Annotated in this window: 17 protein-coding genes; 10 read left to right on the top strand and 7 right to left on the bottom strand. The window is 70.9% G+C overall.

What is annotated here, in order from left to right:
• Nucleotides 1-40: 40 nt before the first annotated feature.
• Nucleotides 41-946 (top strand): LysR family transcriptional regulator, encoded by a 906-nt coding sequence (locus tag ABT360_RS27365; RefSeq protein WP_351821881.1) that lies wholly within the window; start codon nt 41-43, stop codon nt 944-946.
• Between the two features lie 125 nt (nt 947-1071).
• On the opposite strand, the gene ABT360_RS27360 is transcribed toward ABT360_RS27365, so the two are convergent.
• Nucleotides 1072-1542: a pyridoxamine 5'-phosphate oxidase family protein gene (locus tag ABT360_RS27360; protein WP_351821937.1), complete on the bottom strand. Its 471-nt coding sequence runs from the start codon at nt 1540-1542 to the stop codon at nt 1072-1074.
• 81 nt (nt 1543-1623) lie between these two features.
• On the opposite strand from ABT360_RS27360, the gene ABT360_RS27355 reads away from it, so the two are divergent.
• Complete coding sequence (locus ABT360_RS27355) at nt 1624-2289, top strand: isochorismatase family protein (RefSeq protein ID WP_351821878.1); 666 nt, start codon at nt 1624-1626, stop codon at nt 2287-2289.
• Here ABT360_RS27355 and ABT360_RS27350 read toward each other — a convergent pair.
• From ABT360_RS27350 to ABT360_RS27340, 3 genes are all read right to left on the bottom strand, one after another.
• Nucleotides 2276-2731, bottom strand: coding sequence for a Rieske (2Fe-2S) protein (locus ABT360_RS27350; protein ID WP_351821875.1), 456 nt, complete (start codon nt 2729-2731; stop codon nt 2276-2278). The two genes, ABT360_RS27355 and ABT360_RS27350, sit on opposite strands and share 14 nt — an antisense overlap.
• A gap of 75 nt (nt 2732-2806) precedes the next feature.
• Nucleotides 2807-4975 carry a S9 family peptidase gene (locus ABT360_RS27345; RefSeq protein ID WP_351821872.1) on the bottom strand — a complete coding sequence of 723 codons (2169 nt, stop codon included), beginning with the start codon at nt 4973-4975 and terminating at the stop codon, nt 2807-2809.
• Between the two features lie 155 nt (nt 4976-5130).
• Nucleotides 5131-6006, bottom strand: coding sequence for a GNAT family N-acetyltransferase (locus ABT360_RS27340; protein WP_351821934.1), 876 nt, complete (start codon nt 6004-6006; stop codon nt 5131-5133).
• 117 nt (nt 6007-6123) lie between these two features.
• On the opposite strand from ABT360_RS27340, the gene ABT360_RS27335 reads away from it, so the two are divergent.
• Complete coding sequence (locus tag ABT360_RS27335; protein ID WP_351821869.1) at nt 6124-6414, top strand: hypothetical protein; 291 nt, start codon at nt 6124-6126, stop codon at nt 6412-6414.
• A gap of 203 nt (nt 6415-6617) precedes the next feature.
• Here ABT360_RS27335 and ABT360_RS27330 read toward each other — a convergent pair whose 3' ends face one another.
• The 3 genes from ABT360_RS27330 to ABT360_RS27320 all read right to left on the bottom strand — a co-directional run bounded on the left by ABT360_RS27330 (nt 6618) and on the right by ABT360_RS27320 (nt 9786).
• Entirely contained in the window at nt 6618-7574 is a 957-nt protein-coding gene (locus tag ABT360_RS27330) for a helix-turn-helix domain-containing protein (protein WP_351821866.1), read from the bottom strand.
• Nucleotides 7575-7985: 411 nt separating this feature from the next.
• On the bottom strand, nt 7986-8777 hold the full coding sequence (locus ABT360_RS27325; RefSeq protein WP_351821863.1) for an SDR family NAD(P)-dependent oxidoreductase: 792 nt from the start codon (nt 8775-8777) through the stop codon (nt 7986-7988).
• A 145-nt stretch (nt 8778-8922) separates the two neighbouring features.
• Nucleotides 8923-9786 carry a helix-turn-helix domain-containing protein gene (locus tag ABT360_RS27320; RefSeq protein ID WP_351821860.1) on the bottom strand — a complete coding sequence of 288 codons (864 nt, stop codon included), beginning with the start codon at nt 9784-9786 and terminating at the stop codon, nt 8923-8925.
• A gap of 167 nt (nt 9787-9953) precedes the next feature.
• On the opposite strand from ABT360_RS27320, the gene ABT360_RS27315 reads away from it, so the two are divergent.
• The 7 genes from ABT360_RS27315 (at nt 9954) to ABT360_RS27285 (ending at nt 16024) form a co-directional block, all read left to right on the top strand.
• Nucleotides 9954-10805, top strand: coding sequence for a HipA family kinase (locus ABT360_RS27315; RefSeq protein WP_351821857.1), 852 nt, complete (start codon nt 9954-9956; stop codon nt 10803-10805).
• Entirely contained in the window at nt 10802-11185 is a 384-nt protein-coding gene (locus ABT360_RS27310; RefSeq protein WP_351821854.1) for a DUF3037 domain-containing protein, read from the top strand. The genes ABT360_RS27315 and ABT360_RS27310 overlap by 4 nt, the downstream gene beginning before the upstream one ends.
• Before the next feature lie 145 nt (nt 11186-11330).
• Nucleotides 11331-12092 carry a 3-oxoacyl-ACP reductase FabG gene (fabG, locus tag ABT360_RS27305; protein ID WP_351821851.1) on the top strand — a complete coding sequence of 254 codons (762 nt, stop codon included), beginning with the start codon at nt 11331-11333 and terminating at the stop codon, nt 12090-12092.
• 16 nt (nt 12093-12108) lie between these two features.
• Nucleotides 12109-12876 (top strand): SDR family oxidoreductase, encoded by a 768-nt coding sequence (locus ABT360_RS27300; RefSeq protein WP_351821848.1) that lies wholly within the window; start codon nt 12109-12111, stop codon nt 12874-12876.
• A 119-nt stretch (nt 12877-12995) separates the two neighbouring features.
• Entirely contained in the window at nt 12996-14573 is a 1578-nt protein-coding gene (locus ABT360_RS27295; protein WP_351821845.1) for an ABC transporter substrate-binding protein, read from the top strand.
• Nucleotides 14574-14737: 164 nt separating this feature from the next.
• Nucleotides 14738-15421, top strand: a complete 684-nt coding sequence (ung, locus tag ABT360_RS27290) for a uracil-DNA glycosylase (protein WP_351821842.1) — start codon at nt 14738-14740, stop codon at nt 15419-15421.
• Nucleotides 15422-15628: 207 nt separating this feature from the next.
• Nucleotides 15629-16024 carry a hypothetical protein gene (locus ABT360_RS27285; protein WP_351821931.1) on the top strand — a complete coding sequence of 132 codons (396 nt, stop codon included), beginning with the start codon at nt 15629-15631 and terminating at the stop codon, nt 16022-16024.
• Nucleotides 16025-16148: the final 124 nt, after the last annotated feature.

Raw genomic sequence — 16148 nt, 5'->3', positions numbered from 1 at the left:
AAGCGAGATTTTCTGGGAGTCTTCACTTAGCATTGCTTACATGTTGAACCTGGAGCGCCTGCGCACCCTCGACGCCCTCGCCCGCCATGGCTCGGTGAGCGGCGCGGCGGACGGGCTGCACGTGACCACCTCGGCGGTCTCGCAGCAACTCTCCAAGCTGGAACGGGAGGTCGGGCAGCAGCTCGTCGCGAAGAACGGGCGCGGTGTGCGGCTGACCGACGCGGGCCTGCTGCTCGCCGATCACGCGGCGCGGATCCTCTCCCAGGTGGAGCTCGCGCAGGCGGACATCGAGGCCCAGCGCGGCCAGGTGGTGGGCGAGGTGCGGCTGGCCGGGTTCCCGACGGCGGCGCGCGGGCTGTTCCCGGCGGCGATCCGCACGCTACGGCGGGACCACCCCGACCTGACCGTACGCACCAGCGAGCTGGAGCCCGAGCACGGCATACGCCAGGTGATGCGCGGCGACATGGACCTGGCGGTGGTGCTCGACTGGAGCAACAAGCGGCTGCCCGTCCCCGCCGGGCTCGCCAGGGCGGAGCTGCTGGACGACGCCGCGGACGTCGCACTGCCCGTGGACCACCCGCTCGCCGGGCGGGCGGAGCTGGACCTGGACGAACTCGCGGACGAGGACTGGGTGTCCTGGCCGGAGGGGGAGTTCTGTTACGAGTGGCTGATGTTCACCCTGCGCTCGAAGGGCATCGAACCGCGCATCGCACACCTGGCCGGTGAGCACCACACCCAACTGGCCCTCATCCAGGCGGGCCTCGGCGTGTGCGTCACGCCCCGGCTGGGGCGGGGGGTCGTGCCGGAGGGCGTCGTCCTCGTGCCTGTACGCCATAAGATGCGGCGCCACATCTACGCCGTGTGGCGCACGGACGCGGACCGGCGCCCGTCGATCAGGGCGGCGGTGGAGGCGCTGCGCGAGGTGGGGCGGTCGGTGGGCAGCTGATGGTGGCCGGGGGCTGGTGGCGGTAAGGGGCCGGTGGCGGTGGGAACCGGGTGGGCCGAAGGGCGGGGGTGGGCCGAAGGAGGGGCGGAGGCATTCCGGCGGGCCGGCGCGCGGTGGGTCGGTGGTCAGGGGGCGCCGGTCAGCTTGCGGAAGTCCCAGGAGGCGACCGCGTCCGGGGTCAGGCGCAGCCACGCGTGGCGGCCGTCGTGCGGCATCACGTCCAGGCCGAAGTTCTTGCGCGCGAACAGCCGCTCGGCCGCCTCCAGTTCAGGACACGGTTCTCCCCTACGGGGTGCCTCCCCGACGAAGACCGCCGTGCCGGACAGCTCCGCGCCCCGCAGCTCGCCGTACTCCTCCCCGTCGTCGACCACGACGGCGATCCGTGGATCGTGGAGGAGGTCCGCCCAGCGCCGGCTGCGGGTCAGGGAGTACAGCCACAGGGACGTCCCGTCCCAGGCGAACCAGAGGGCGCCGACATGGGGCCGGCCGTCGGGGGAGACGGTCGCCACCCGGCAGGTGCGCTGCTCGGTGAGGTACGCGTCGAGCTCGGGCTCCGACATCATGATGCGCCGGCCCCGGCGCTGGGTGACCGCCATGGACGCCTCGCTCTCTGATGGACTGTCAGAAAGCATGCGGTCTCTTCCCTCCACGCGCAATGGGGGCTACTCTCCCGCCGCATGCCGACGTCGCCGAGGTTCGAACAGCTTTGTGACCAGCTCGACCCCGCCGGTACCGTGCTGCTCACCGTCGAGTGCCAGCGCGGCGTCGTGGGCCCGGACAGCGCCCTGCCCGAACTCGCCGCCGAAGCACGCTCGTCGGGCGCCCTGCACCGGGTGGCCCGGCTGGTCGACGCCGCCCACGGGGCCTCCGTACAGGTCCTGCACGCGGTGGCGGAGCGGCGCCCCGACGGGCGGGGCGCGAACCGGAACGCGCGGCTGTTCCGGGCCGCCGAGCGGCTCCCCGTACAGCAGCACAGCGGGAGCGCTGCCGTCAGGATCGCCGAGCCCATCGAGGTGACCGACGAGGACATCGTCGTACGGCGGCTGCACGGCCTGTCCCCGATCGCGGGCACGGACGTCGACGCGCTGTTGCGCAACCTCGGCTGCCGGACCCTGGTCGTCACCGGCGTCTCCGCCAACGTCGCGATACCGAACGCCGTGTTCGACGCCGTGAACCTCGGCTATACGGCGGTGGTCCCGGCGGACGCCATCGCGGGAATCCCCTCCGAGTACACCCCCGCGATGGTCCGTCACACGCTCGCGCCGGTCGCGACGATCACCACGACCGACGAGGTGCTGGCCTGCTGGAAGCGCCCGCGACGCGTCGGCGTCACGCGAGCCTGATCGAGTCGCCCTCGACCGTGATCGGCGCGGCCGCGAGCGGAGTGGTGGCCGGGCCCGCCTTGACGCTGCCGTCCGTCGCGTCGAACTTGCTGCCGTGGCAAGGACAGTTGATGATCCCGTCGGCGACATCCTTCACGGCGCAGCCCGCGTGCGTGCACTTGGACGAGAAGGCCTTGAACTCGCCCGCCTTCGGCTGGGTCACCACGACGTCGCCGACGACCTTGCCGCCGCCCTCGGGGATGTCCGACGTCTTCGCCAGTACCTGGCCCCCGGCCCCGCCCTTGGTGGGGCTCCCGCCACCCGCCGGGGCATCGCCCACGGAGGCGGCCGGGGAGTCCGATCCTCCGCACGCGGTGAGCACGGCGGCCAGGCCGGCCCCGCTCGCCGCCGCGACGACGGTACGGCGCGCCACTGCCCTGCTGGTCCCCTGTGATCCGGTCATTGGGCCATCCCTTCCGTGGTGGTCAACCCGACGTCAACGCGTCGTGGGGGAGTACGGGAGCGCGGCCGGGGGCGTTCACATGCCCAAAGACCTTTTGAGGAACTCCACTTCGGCCAACAACTGGCTGCTCGCCACATCTTCCCGGGTGACCCTGTGTGTCGCACCGGGCAGCGGCAGGACACTGTGCGGCCGCCCGGCCGCCAGCAGCGCGGCAGAGAACCGCAGGGTGTGGGCCGCCACCACATTGTCGTCGCCGAACCCGTGCATCAGCAGCAACGGCCGTGACAGCAGGTGCGCGTGCGGTACGTGCGAGGACCGCTCATAGGCGTCCGGCTGGATGTCCGGGTGGCCGAGGAAGCGTTCCTCCCAGTGGGTGTCGTAGAGCCGCCGGTCGGTAGGCGCGGCGCCCGCGACGGCCGCGTGGAACACGTCCGGGCGGTGGAGTACGGCGCCGATCGCGAGGTAGCCGCCGTACGACCAGCCCCGGATGCCCACCCGCTCCAGGTCCAGGTCCGGATACCGCTCGGCCGCCGCCCGCACCGCGTCGACCTGGTCCGCCAGCGGAGCGGTCAGCCGGTCGCCGTGGATCGCGGTCTCCCACGCCCGGCCACGCCCCGGCGTTCCGCGCCCGTCGGTGATCAGCACCGCGAACCCCTGCTCGGCGAACCACTGGGCCACCGCGCCGTACCAGCCGCTCGCCCGCACGGCCAGCTGGAGACCGTGACCCGCGTACGGGCTCAGGAGCACGGGCAGCCGGCCCGACCCCGGCTCGTACCAGGACGGCAGGTGGAGGTGGCTGCGCAGCGCGCGTGGGCCCAGCGACAGCCGGACGGGCCGGGGCGTCACCAGGGGGGCCTCGGCGAGCACGGCGATGCTGCCCGCACGCTTCCCTCCGTGCAGGACGGTCACCGTCCGCCCGTCGGGTGTTCGGCTGTCCAGGACGATGGTGTCGCCGCCGACCGCGGCGGTGTGGACGCCGGGCTCCCGGCTGATGCGGCGGAACCCACCCTCCGGCTCGTACATCCACACGTGCGTCTCGGTGGGGTCCTCACTCGCGGTGAAGAACACCCGCTCGCCGACCGTGCCGAGGACGGCACGGACATGCAGGGTGGGCGGGCTCGGTACGTCGCCGGCCCTGAGGCCACGTACGTCGTCGCGTACGAGGGTCACGACCGGCGTGCCGGTGGCGGTACGGACCGGGACGCCCGGTGTGAGGTCCACCCAGGCGCGGTCGCGGCGGTGCGCCAGCGGGCGGGTCGCCCCCGTGTCCGGATCGATGGCCAGCAGCGCGGTCGACCGCTGGTCACGTGTCTGGACCTCGGCGAAGGGGCCCGACCCGTCCCAGCCGGCAGCCGTGACGTACTCGAGCCGGAGATCCGTCCACGCCCCCGGCGGATGGGCGGCCGGATCGGTCTCCGCCGGTGTCCGGACGGGTATCCGCTTCCCGTCCAGCCGCAGGAGGTGCAGTGACACCTCCGCGTTGGCCGCACCGGCCGCCGGGTAGCGGATGGCGCGCGGGGGCCGCGCCGGATCGGTGGGGTCGGCCAGGTACCACCGCGCCACGCGCGCGTGGTCCGTCCGCGCCACCAGAATGGCCTCCCCGTCCGGCGACCACCAATGGCCGCGCAGCCGCCCGACCGACTCGGCCGACACATGGTCCGACAGCCCATAGGTGACGTCCGGCCCCTCGGGCGCGGCCAGCAACCGGTCCTCGGCCCCGCCCTCGGTCCCGTCCTCGGCCCAGTCCCCGGTCCCGCCCCGGGTCCGGACCACGCGGACGGCGCCCTCCGTCACGTACGCGACCAGCGAACCGTCCGGCGACGGTCTCGGGTCCACGGCCGGTCCCGCCGTCGGGACCCGCCACGGGGCGCCGCCGTCGGTCCGCACCGCCCACAGCGCGCCGCCCAGCGCGAACACCGCTACGCGCGCGTGCCGGTCGACGGCGTATCCGACCACACCGGTCGACGTCACCTGTGCGCGCTCCCGACGCACCCGCTCGGCCACCGGGACGTCCTCCTCCCGGTCACCGCCCAGGGCCGAGGGGTCGGCGAGGAGCCGCTCCTCGCCGTCCTCGTACAGCCACAACCGCCCGACCGTGTCGGAGCCCGAACCGGTCCGTACGAACAGCACCCGGGAGCCGTCCGGGGAGACCGTGAACGCGCCCGGGACGCCCAGCGAGAAGCGGCGCGTACGGGCGAACTGGCGGGGGAACTCGGGGGTATGCACGGCCGTGGCTGTGGTCATGGGGAGATCATGACAGGCGCGCAATGCGGGGAGATGCTCTCCGAAGCCACAGCGACCCGCTGTGGCACGTCCGTACCTGCGGGCGGCGGCGAACGGACGGTCAGCCGCTCCAAGGAGCTGCCGTCCCGTGTCAGATCCCGCAGGTGAAGGAGGGGCTACCCCGACGAGGCGTCCCGGGACTGGTCCCGGACCTCGGGGCGTTGCCGGAAGCCGGCCGACTTGTAGGTGGCGACGGCGCCGACATTGGAGCTCGGCGTGCAGACGATCGCGCTCGACGAGCCCATCTCCCGGAGTGCGGCCGCCGCGGCGACGGCGATCGCCTTGCCGTAGCCCTGACGGCGATGTTCACGGTGCACACCCATCGGTTCGAGCAACCCGGGCCTGCCCGGACCGGCCGACCACACCGTGGCTGCCGCCACCGCGTCGCCCTGGTCGTCGTACGCGACCAGACACCGGGCGTCGGCGTACGGCAACCCGGCCGCCATCGCGTGCCAGCGCTCGTCCGTGAAAGTCGACCCGTCGAACGCTGACCGTTGCACCGCGGCAAACACATGGTCCTGCTCCGGCCCGACCGCCTCGATCCGCACGCCTGGGTCATTCACCGGCTCCGTGAGATCGCGGCGCAGCGGCGTCCACGGCTCGTCGGCTTTCCATCCGACCTCGGACAGCAGGTCTCGGACCAGTGCACCCATCGGCGCCTCGATGCTCACCTTTCCCTCGGGCAGCACGCCACGCTCCCGCCCGGACACGTCTTCGACCAACTGCTGCGCCAGCTCCTCCTCCTGCTGCGCGTCCGGCGCGATCGTCAGCCGCAACAGCCCGGGACCGTCCAGCAGCCCGACGGCGAGAATCCGTCCGTCCCGGCTCCACGTCCTGACCGCCGCGGCGGTCGCTTCGGCACCCAACCGCCAGAACCAGCCCAGGTCCCCCGGATGCAGTTGCATCGGCGCCCCGTCGTACTGCCACTCCCGCAGCACGCCCACGGCCTTGCCCAGCCCGTCGGTGCCCGGCTCGCCCAACACAATCGCCATACCCCAATCCCACACCACCTCATCGACACTCCGCAGCCGGTTTTCCACCGGGCCGGGCGTGGTGCGGTTCGCCGGCCCGGGAAACAGCCGGGCTTTCCGGGGTGTCACCCTGGAGCGATGCAACCAGTGACCCCCGCCACTGAGAACGACCTGCGGCAGCTGCTCAATGAGTGGGACCCGATCGGCGTCGCGGATGACGTGCCGGATGAGTACGACTGCATGCTCGCCCCTTTGCTCCAGCGGCTCCGTGGTGGTGCCGACCAGACGGAGATCGGTGAGTTCCTGCGGCGCGAACTGGAGGACCACTTCGGCCTTGACCCCATGGTGCTGCGGCCGGAGGGGATGGCTGCCCGGGTGATCGCCTGGTGGACGGCTGCCAACCCGGTCGATGACGCCGGCAGGGGGTAACCGCTCCCTCCAGGTGGTCCGATCGGTGGTCCTGGCGTGCGTCTTGACCGACGCGCGGTGGGCAGGGAGCGACCCGTTCCTGCCGGACCGGAGGCCGAAGCGCCGCGGCCGGCGGGGGGACCACCATGAGGGATCGGAGCCATCGTGCGGAAGTCGCGCCGCTGTTCGTCCGCGCCGGGCGGTGCGGCCTGGCGGTCGACGCCTCAAACGCCGGCCTCTGTACGGGCGCAGCCCGTGACGTCCGGGACGGGTTTCCGCCTGGCGGTGCGGTCGTCAGTGCCGCAGCTCGGCTCGTCGACCAGCCCTGACGATGTGTAGAGCTTGATGGTCTCGGCGATGAAGTGCCGGGTGTGGTCCGGGCTGAGGGCCTGGCTCTGCAAGTGGTCGTACATCATGCCGTACTGCTGTACGTCGGACGGCTTCTCCAGGTAGAGGTCGCTGGTGAACCTCTCCAGATACACCACTGCCTGGCGGCTGTCGGGGAATTGCAGGATGGAAAACTGTCCTGACAGGCCCGGGTGGGCGCCCGCCGTGTGGGGAAGGACCTGCACGGTGATGTGCGGCTCGGTGCTCAGCGTGTGCAGGTGCTCCAGCTGCTCGCGCATGATGTCCCGGCTCCCGACGACGCGCCGCAGGGCTGACTCGTCCAGGACGGCCCACAGACGCAGACGGCGGGCGGGGTCGTAGATCCGGTGCTGACGGCGAAGCCGCACCTTCAGACGCGCGGCGGCCTGTTCGACCGTGACCAGGGGGATCGTCTCGTCGATGACCGCGGCCGCGTAGGCGGGGGTCTGCAGCAGGCCGGGGATCACCAGGGACTCGTAGGTGTGGATGGAGGCGGCGTCCGTCTCCAGACCGACATACACGCTGTGGGGGATGTCCCCGTAGGCGTACCACCAGCCCTGCCGGCTCGACTCCCTGGCCAGTTCCATCAGGGAGTCGACGACATGCTGGTCGGTGACCCCGTAGAGCGTACACAGGTCGCGCACATCGCGGGGGCTGACGGCGCGGCGGCCGGTCTCCATGTGACTGACCTTGGCTTGGGAGACCAGGAGGTGCGCCGCCACCTGCGTGCCTGTCAGGCCGCGGGCCTTCCGGAGCCGGCGCAGCTCCGCTCCCAGGAGTCGTCTTCTGACGGTGGGGTTGTTGTTCGCCGCCACGGGCGGTGTACCTCCGGCTCCAAACCACTGCGTGCGTCAGCAGGTTGGCATGAAGAACCGACTATTGATCACGCGCCGTGCCGCCGGACCCGGCGGCGGTGAAAACGGATTGTGACCATGTAATTTGCCGCTCGGTGATGCCCCGGACAGTGCAGCGCCCCGCGCAGCAAGGGATGGGGGATGACCGGAGGGGCCGGGACAGGGACCGGGACAGGGCAGGGACTGGGACAGGGGCAGGGGCAGGGACAGGGGCAGCGGACCTTGTCGGAGGGGGCTGGGCCGTTTCGTTCGGATGACCGCTCGGACGCCACGCCGTCGCAGGCTGGTACGGATGGCGCGTGAAGAACGAGCCGGACGCCAGGACGGGTCGGCGCGGTGACCGGGACACCAGGGCATCGGAAGCCGGGGGTGTCAGCGTTTGTGGCGCTGGGCCCTGACGAGCTGTTCGGTGGTCCTGTCCGCGCCGATGCGGCGTTGGACGGCGGCGGTCAGGCTCGGGGCGGCGCCGCCGAGCAGGGCGATCAGGCGGAGGCCCAGTGGGGCCACGTCCACTTCGGCCCGGTTGGTCTCGATGGCTCGTACGGTCGCGCGTGCCACGTCCTCGGGCGATCGGGTGCCGACGCCGCGGGGCAGGGTCGCGCCGGAATCGGCGAACATGCCCGCCTCGCTGATGTAACCGGGGAAGACGGTGGAGACACCCACATGGTGGGGCCGCATGTCCTCGCGCAGCGCGAGGGCGAACCCGCGCATCCCGAACTTGGTGGCGTTGTACAGGGAGGACTGCCCGGACGCGGTCTTGCCGGAGAGCGAGGAGATGAAGACCAGGTGACCGCGGCGGCGGGCGGCCATGCGTTGCCCGGTCAGCTTCGCCATCACGATGGGCGCGCGGAGGTTGACGTCGAGCGCGCGGTCGATCTCGCCGATGGAGTAGTCGGCCAGCAGCCCGTTCGCCGGCAGTGCGGCGTTGGCCACCAGCACGTCGACCTCGCCCGCCGCCGCCAGCAGTTCGCCGATCGCATCCCGGTCGGCCAGGTCGGCGGGGATGGCCCGGCCTCCGAGTCTCTCGGCCAGCGGCTCCAGTATGTCCGTACGGCGCCCGGTGAGCACCACCTCGGCGCCGCGGGTGGCCAGGGTCCCCGCCAGTGCTTTCCCGATCCCGCCGGTGGCTCCCGTCACCAGCACCTTCGCGCCGCGCAGATCCATGTCACCTTCTCCTGTCTCGGGTGTGCGGAACGCCGAGCTCATGCAGGGGATCGCCGGCGGTGGTGACGCTGACCTCCACGAGGGACCGTCAGCAACTCGTCGGTACCGGAGTGGAGGTCTCGGCTGGACCCCACCCTCCCGTGCCCTACGGACGCGGGTCTTGTACGAATGTTCCGTGGTTCGCCCACGCGATGTCGTCCACCGCCAGGCCCGGGTCCTGGGCCAGCGTCGCCGGCGTCACTCCGGTGAACGCCCGGACCTCCCGATGGAAGTGGGACTGGTCGGCGTAACCACCCTCCGAGGCGACCCGGCCCGCGCTTTCGCCCGCGGCCAAACGATGCGCGGCACGGTTGAAACGGACCAGCTGCGCGGCGCGCTTGGGAGGCAGGCCGATCTGCGACCGGAACCGGGACCACAGGCGCTTTCGGCTCCATTCGACCTCGAGCGCCAGGTCCTCGATCCGCACCCGCCCGCGGCTGACGACGATCCGATCCCAGGCCCAGGCCACCTCCGGGTCCACAGGTGACCCCGTCTCGCATCGACGGGCGAGCACAGCGTCCGTCAACGCGAAACGGTCCTCCCACGACGGGGCATCCCCCAGTTGCTCCCGGATCCGCGTCGCGTCCCGGCCCCACAGGTCGTCGAGGGCGATGATGGAGCCGTCCAGCTCGGCTGGGCAGACGCCCAGCACCGCGCGCGCGACCACAGGGGACAGGCGTACCTCCACACACTCGATGTTCTCGCCCCGTGTGCGAATCTCGCCGGGCATCATCCCGGCGACGAGACTGCCCCGCTGGTGCCGGCCGGCGGTGTCGTCCACCACCAGCCAGCCGTCACCGAACTCCAGAACCAGCGTGACGGCGGGGTGCGGGACCGCCCGCAGGGCGACCGGTCCCGTACCCCGATCGCGGAACCCGGCCATGCCGACTCCGGCCACCCGGCTGCGCCGCGAGGGTCGCGCGACATCCCACGCAGCCGCGGCCTCACTCTCGTGCACGGTGGTGCGCATCACCCCCATGCTATGGCGCATGGGCCAGCGGGGCAGGGCCACTGCGTTCCGTCCGAAGCCGCTTCTCCCGCCCCGTTCCGCGGCTGACGGGCGGTCTTCGCGGGGGTGGGAAGAGATTCGGCCGACACGGGAAATCGTGAAGATCGACCGCCGGATAGCCTGGGAAAATGCTTACAGAAGTGACAGCGACCCGCTATGTCACGCCTTTGCGTGAGGGCGGCTCGCTCCCGGGGATCGTCGAGGCCGACGATCTCGGTACGTACGTCATGAAATTCACCGGGGCCGGGCAGGGCCGCAAGACCCTCGTCGCCGAGGTCGTCTGCGGACAGCTGGGCCGCCGGCTCGGACTGCGCGTACCCGAACTGGTCACCATCCAGCTGGACCCCGTCATCGGGCTCGGCGAGCCCGACCAGGAGGTCCAGGAACTGCTCAAGGCGAGCGGCGGGCTGAACCTCGGCATGGACTACCTCCCCGGCTCCCTCGGATTCGACCCGCTCGCCTACGCCATGGACCCGCAGGAGGCGGGCCGCGTCGTCTGGTTCGACGCGCTGATCAACAACGTGGACCGCTCGTGGCGCAACCCCAACATGCTGGTCTGGCACGGCGAACCATGGCTGATCGACCACGGCGCCACCATGATCTGGCACCACAACTGGCCGGGCGTCCGGGCCTCCGCCGCCAAGCCGTACGACGCCTCCGACCACGTCCTCGCCTCCTTCGGGCCCGACATCGCGGCCGCGGCGGCCGAGCTCGCCCCGCTGGTCACCGAGGAACTGCTGACCGAGGTGGCCGCCGACGTCCCCGACGAATGGCTGGTCGACGAGCCGGGCTTCGACACGGCCGACGCGCTGCGCCGCGCCTATGTGGACGCGCTGCTGTCGCGTGCCGCGTCCATCCACGAGCGGATCACCCTCGGGGAGCGGACCGAGCAGAAGCAGTCCCAGGCCCCCGGATGGCTCACCGACCACCTGGCGCCCTGGCCGCACCCCACCAAGAACAGCAAGGACAGCAGCCAGTGAACGACCGGGACGTCTTCGAGTACGCGCTGCTGCGCGTCGTACCGCGCGTCGAGCGGGGCGAGTGCTTCAACGCGGGCGTGGTGGTCTACTGCCGCGCCAAGGCCTTCGTGTGCGCCCGTACGCACCTCGACGAGACGAAGCTGCGGGCACTGGACCCGGACGCGGACGTGACCGGGGTACGGGCCGCCCTGCGCGCCGTGGAGGGCGTCTGCCAGGGCGGCGAGCACGCCGGGCAGGCGGCGCGTGACGACGCCGGGCGGCGCTTCCGGTGGCTGATCGCGCCGCGTTCCACGGTCGTCCAGCCGGGGCCCGTGCACACCGGGCTCACGGCCGATCCGGAGGGCGAGGCGGAGCGGCTGCTCGACCTGCTGGTGCGATGAGTGACCGGGTGCACCCGGTGGGCCGTTGACACCGGGTGCCAGGGTCTCTAGCGTCTCGTCTGCTGAAGGTACTAAGCGGTCGCTCACCGGCATGGACGTGTCGGCCGAGCCGCTTATCCGGGATCCAAGGGCGAGGAGAACCAGCATGTCCACCACCGAGCAGCGCGTCGCGGTCGTGACCGGGGCGGCGCGGGGCATTGGCGCCGCCACCGCGGTCCGGCTCGCGGCCGAGGGCCGCGCCGTCGCCGTACTCGACCTCGACGAAGCGGCCTGCAAGGACACCGTCGAGAAGATCACCGCGGCGGGAGGCAAGGCCATCGCCGTCGGCTGCGACGTGTCCGACAGCGCGCAGGTGGAGGCCGCCGTGGCGCGCGTCGCGACCGAACTGGGCGCCCCGACGATCCTCGTCAACAACGCGGGCGTGCTGCGCGACAACCTGCTCTTCAAGATGAGCGAGTCCGACTGGGACACGGTCATGAACGTGCACCTGAAGGGCGCGTTCCTGATGGCCAAGGCCTGCCAGAAGCACATGGTCGACGCGGGCTTCGGCCGGATCGTCAGCCTCTCCTCGTCCTCGGCGCTCGGAAACCGCGGCCAGGCCAACTACTCCGCCGTCAAGGCGGGTCTTCAGGGCTTCACCAAGACCCTCGCCAAGGAGCTCGGAAAGTTCGGCATCACGGCCAACGCCGTGGCGCCCGGCTTCATCGTCACCGAGATGACCGCGCAGACCGCCGCGCGCGTGGGCATGGGCTTCGAGGAGTTCCAGGCCGCCGCCGCCACCCAGATCCCCGTCCAGCGCGTCGGCCGGCCCGAGGACGTCGCCCACGCGATCGCCTTCTTCACCGGCGACGACGCCGGCTTCATCTCCGGCCAGGTCATGTACGTGGCCGGCGGCCCGCTCAACTGAGGAAGGGGTGACGGACATGACCGCACAGGAACTGCCCCCGCTGTCCGGCAAGGTCGCCCTCGTCACGGGCGCCAGCCGCGGCATCGGCTACGGAGTCGCGGAGGCGCTCGTCGCCCGCGGAGACCGCGTGTGCATCACCGGCCGCGGCGAGGAGGCGCTCAAGGAGGCCGTGGAGAAGCTGGGCGCCGATCGCGTGATCGGCGTCGCCGGCAAGGCCCACGACGAGGCGCACCAGGCCCTCGCCGTACAGCGCACCATGGAGGCCTTCGGCCGCGTCGACTTCCTGGTCAACAACGCCGGTACGAACCCGGTCTTCGGCCCGATGGCCGAGATGGACCTGAATGTCGCGCGCAAGGTGTTCGAGACCAACGTCATCTCGGCGCTCGGGTTCGCCCAGCAGACGTGGAAGGCGTGGCAGAAGGACAACGGCGGTGCGATCGTGAATATCGCTTCCGTCGCCGGAATCGCCCCCTCGCCCTTCATCGGCGCCTACGGCATGAGCAAGGCCGCCATGGTCAATCTGACTCTCCAGCTCGCGCATGAATTCGCCCCCCGGGTCCGGGTCAATGCGATTGCCCCCGCCGTCGTGAAGACGAAATTCGCCCAGGCCCTCTACGAGGGCCGAGAAGCGGAAGCGGCGGCCGCGTATCCGCTGGGAAGGCTCGGAGTGCCCGAGGACATCGGCGGAGCCGCCGCATTTCTCACCTCCGAGCAGTCGGACTGGATCACCGGCCAGACACTGGTGGTCGACGGCGGAATTTTCCTCAATGCCGGAGTCGGCTGATCCCGATTTTCCCGATTGAGTGCTAAATGCCTTAAGTGCCCCGCCCGGCCACCACATTGACCTGGCGGGGCACTGCGGTATGGTCGGCCGACCCATGGCTGAACGAGGAGCGTGCGCACGTGTTCAACCGGACCAGTCTGCAGGCGGCTGCAGCCCTTGCGTCCATATCCCTGCTGGCGGGATGCAGCCTCTTTTCGGGGGATGACGCCGATGGGGAGAACAAGATCGTAGTCGGCACGACGAGCCAACCCAGCACGCTCGACCCCGCGGCCGCCTGGGACGGCTCCTGGGAGCTGTACCGGAATGTCTTCCAGACCCTGCTGAGCTTTCCGACCGGCAGCGCGACTCCGCAGCCTGACGCGGCCGAGTGCAAATTCACCGACACGGTGAGCAAGGTCTTCGAATGCCGGCTCAAGGAAGGGCTGGCCTTCTCCGACGGAGGCAAGCTCGACGCCCGCGCCGTGAAGCACTCGATCGACCGGATCCGCACGATCAACGCCAAGGGCGGTCCCGGCCCGCTCCTCGGATCCCTCGACAAGATCGTGACCAGCGGCGACCGCACCGTCACGTTCCACCTGAAGGAATCGGACGCCACCTTCCCGTTCATCCTGGCCACGCCGGCCATGTCCATCGTCCCGCCCGAGAGGTACCCGGCGGACGCGCTGCGCGAGGACGGCAAGCTCACCGGATCCGGCCCCTACGTGCTGAACTCCTTCGAAGAGGGCGCCAAGGCCGAGCTCACCAAGAACCCCACCTACAAGGGGTTCGCCGACATCAAGAACGACGCCGTCACCATCCGGTACTTCCAGGAGTCCGAGGCGATGGTCGGCGCCCTGCGGGCCAAGGAGATCGACGCCACCTACCGCGGCCTCACCGCGGAGGAAGTGGTCCAGCTCCAGGAGAAGAAGCCGGAGAACGAGGGGCTCCAGCTGGTCGAATCGACCGGCGCGGACATCCGCTACCTGGTGTTCAACGCCCAGGACCCGTCCGTGAGCAAGCTCGCCGTCCGCCGGGCGATCGCCCAGATCGTCGACCGTGACGCGCTGGTCGCCAAGGTGTACCAGGGCACAGCCGAACCGCTGTACTCGATGGTGCCCAAGGGCATCGCCGGACACACGACCGCCTTCTTCGACCGGTACGGCGACCCGGACGTCGACAAGGCCGAGAAGCTGCTGGACGAGGCGGGTGTCGACGGACCGGTCGCGCTGACGCTGTGGTACACCACCGACCGCTACGGCTCGGGAACCGAGGCCGAGTTCAAGGAGCTCAAGCGGCAGCTGGAGGCGTCGAAGCTGTTCCGGGTGACGGTGAAGGGCAAGCCGTGGAAGGAATTCCAGGAGGGCTACCAGAAGGGCGAGTACCCCGCCTTCGGGCGTGGCTGGTTCCCGGACTTCCCGGACCCCGACAACTTCATCGCCCCGTTCGTCGGCAAGGACAACGTGCTGTCCACGCCGTACGTCCGGCCGGAGATCACCGACCAGCTGCTGCCCAAGTCCCGCAAGGTCAGCGACCGGGGAGCGGTCACGGAGGAGTTCCGGCGGGCGCAGGAGATCCTCGTGGACGACGCCCGGCTGCTGCCGCTGTGGCAGGGCAAGCTCTACATCGCGGCGAGCGAGGAGATCGCCGGCGGTGAGCGTGCGCTGGACCCGCAGACGGTCATGCAGATGTGGGAGCTGCAGCGCAAGACCAGTTGGTGAGGACCAGTTGGGGCCGGCGGTGAAGGTCGGTTGGTGAAGACCGGCCGGTGGGGATCGGTCGGTGAGGATCGGTCGGTGAAGAGCGGCTGGTGGGGCCGGTTGTCAGTGGTCACCGGTAAGTTCTGTGAGCAGAAAAGGCGATCACCCCACCGGAGGTTGTTGACGTGACCGACACCGACATGCTGCCCGAGTCCTGGCGCGGCGTCCTCGGCGACGAGCTGCAGAAGCCGTACTTCAAGCTGCTCACCGAGTTCGTCGAGGAGGAGCGGGCCAAGGGGCCGGTCTACCCGCCGCGCGAAGAGGTGTTCGCCGCCCTCGACGCCACCCCGTACGACAAGGTCAAGGTCCTCATCCTGGGCCAGGACCCGTACCACGGGGAGGGCCAGGGGCACGGCCTGTGCTTCTCCGTGCGGCCCGGCGTCAAGACCCCGCCCTCGCTGCGCAACATCTACAAGGAGATGCAGGAGGAGCTCGGGCACCCCGTGCCGGACAACGGCTATCTGATGCCGTGGGCCGAGCAGGGTGTCCTGCTCCTCAACGCGGTGCTGACGGTCCGGGCCGGGGAGCCCAACTCGCACAAGGGCAAGGGCTGGGAGAAGTTCACCGACGCGGTGATCAGCGCGGTGGCCTCGCGGCCCGATCCGGCCGTCTTCGTGCTGTGGGGCAACTACGCGCAGAAGAAGCTGCCGCTGATCGACGAGACGCGTCATGTGGTGGTCAAGGGTGCGCACCCCTCGCCGCTCTCCGCGAAGAAGTTCTTCGGCTCCCGACCCTTCACCCAGATCGACAAGGCCGTCGCCGACCAGGGGCACGCCCCCATCGACTGGCGCATCCCGAACCTGGGCTGACCGGCAGGTGGCCCGCTCGGGCTCGGCGCCGCCCCGCCCCGCCCCGAGCCTGAGCGGGAATGCCGGTGACTGCGGCTAGCGTCGGAACACCGGACCCGGGCTTTCGCCGGCCGGGGCCGGGTCGCCGACGGACGAGTGGAGGCCGCAGTGCGGGAGCAGCAGCAGGACGCCTCGGAGGACGCCGTCCTCACCAGGATCGGGCAGACGATGATGCTGCTCCACGGAGGGGACCGGGAGGAGGCGCGCAACCGCTTCGGTGAGCTGTGGGAGCAGCTCGGAGCGGACGGTGACCCACTCCAGCGTTGCACGCTCGCGCACTGCATGGCCGATGCCCAGGACGACCCCTACGACGAGCTGGCCTGGGACCTTCGGGCGCTCACCGCAGCGGAAGGGGCGGACGGCCGCCACCTGGCGCTGCGCGCCCTGTACCCCTCGCTGCACATGAACCTCGCCGCCGACTACGTCAAGCTGCGGCGCCCGGACGCCGCGAGGATCCACCTCGACCGCGCCCGTGCTGCCTCGAACACCCTGAACGACGACACCTACGGAAACGGCGTCCGCGCCGCCATCGCCCGGCTTGCCGAGCGCCTCGCCGCCGAGTGACCGCCGCCCTCTGGAAGGGCCGGGCGGCCGGGGCCGGGCGGCCGAGGCGGGGCCACCGACCACCTGACCGAGAGGCACCGCTCCACGCTGGAACAGGCCCTCGAAGCCATCCGCACGCGGGCCT

The organism is Streptomyces sp. NPDC000229 (assembly GCF_040300825.1).
In the GTDB taxonomy this organism is placed as follows: domain Bacteria; phylum Actinomycetota; class Actinomycetes; order Streptomycetales; family Streptomycetaceae; genus Streptomyces.
The sequence above is the reverse complement of the archived record's forward strand: the minus strand, read 5'-3'. Positions and strand labels throughout refer to the sequence as shown.

Bases quoted from the DNA above. Each gene is read 5' to 3' on its own strand.
- ABT360_RS27300 (WP_351821848.1), top strand. From the start codon at position 12,109: ATGACCGCACAGGAACTGCCCCCGCTGTCCGGCAAGGTCGCCCTCGTC.
- fabG (WP_351821851.1), top strand. From the start codon at position 11,331: ATGTCCACCACCGAGCAGCGCGTCGCGGTCGTGACCGGGGCGGCGCGG.
- ABT360_RS27315 (WP_351821857.1), top strand. From the start codon at position 9,954: ATGCTTACAGAAGTGACAGCGACCCGCTATGTCACGCCTTTGCGTGAG.
- ABT360_RS27335 (WP_351821869.1), top strand. From the start codon at position 6,124: ATGCAACCAGTGACCCCCGCCACTGAGAACGACCTGCGGCAGCTGCTC.
- ABT360_RS27285 (WP_351821931.1), top strand. From the start codon at position 15,629: ATGATGCTGCTCCACGGAGGGGACCGGGAGGAGGCGCGCAACCGCTTC.
- ABT360_RS27350 (WP_351821875.1), bottom strand. From the start codon at position 2,731: ATGACCGGATCACAGGGGACCAGCAGGGCAGTGGCGCGCCGTACCGTC.
- ABT360_RS27365 (WP_351821881.1), top strand. From the start codon at position 41: ATGTTGAACCTGGAGCGCCTGCGCACCCTCGACGCCCTCGCCCGCCAT.
- ABT360_RS27355 (WP_351821878.1), top strand. From the start codon at position 1,624: ATGCCGACGTCGCCGAGGTTCGAACAGCTTTGTGACCAGCTCGACCCC.
- ABT360_RS27320 (WP_351821860.1), bottom strand. From the start codon at position 9,786: ATGCGCACCACCGTGCACGAGAGTGAGGCCGCGGCTGCGTGGGATGTC.
- ABT360_RS27340 (WP_351821934.1), bottom strand. From the start codon at position 6,006: ATGGCGATTGTGTTGGGCGAGCCGGGCACCGACGGGCTGGGCAAGGCC.
- ABT360_RS27325 (WP_351821863.1), bottom strand. From the start codon at position 8,777: ATGGATCTGCGCGGCGCGAAGGTGCTGGTGACGGGAGCCACCGGCGGG.
- ABT360_RS27360 (WP_351821937.1), bottom strand. From the start codon at position 1,542: ATGGCGGTCACCCAGCGCCGGGGCCGGCGCATCATGATGTCGGAGCCC.
- ABT360_RS27345 (WP_351821872.1), bottom strand. From the start codon at position 4,975: ATGACCACAGCCACGGCCGTGCATACCCCCGAGTTCCCCCGCCAGTTC.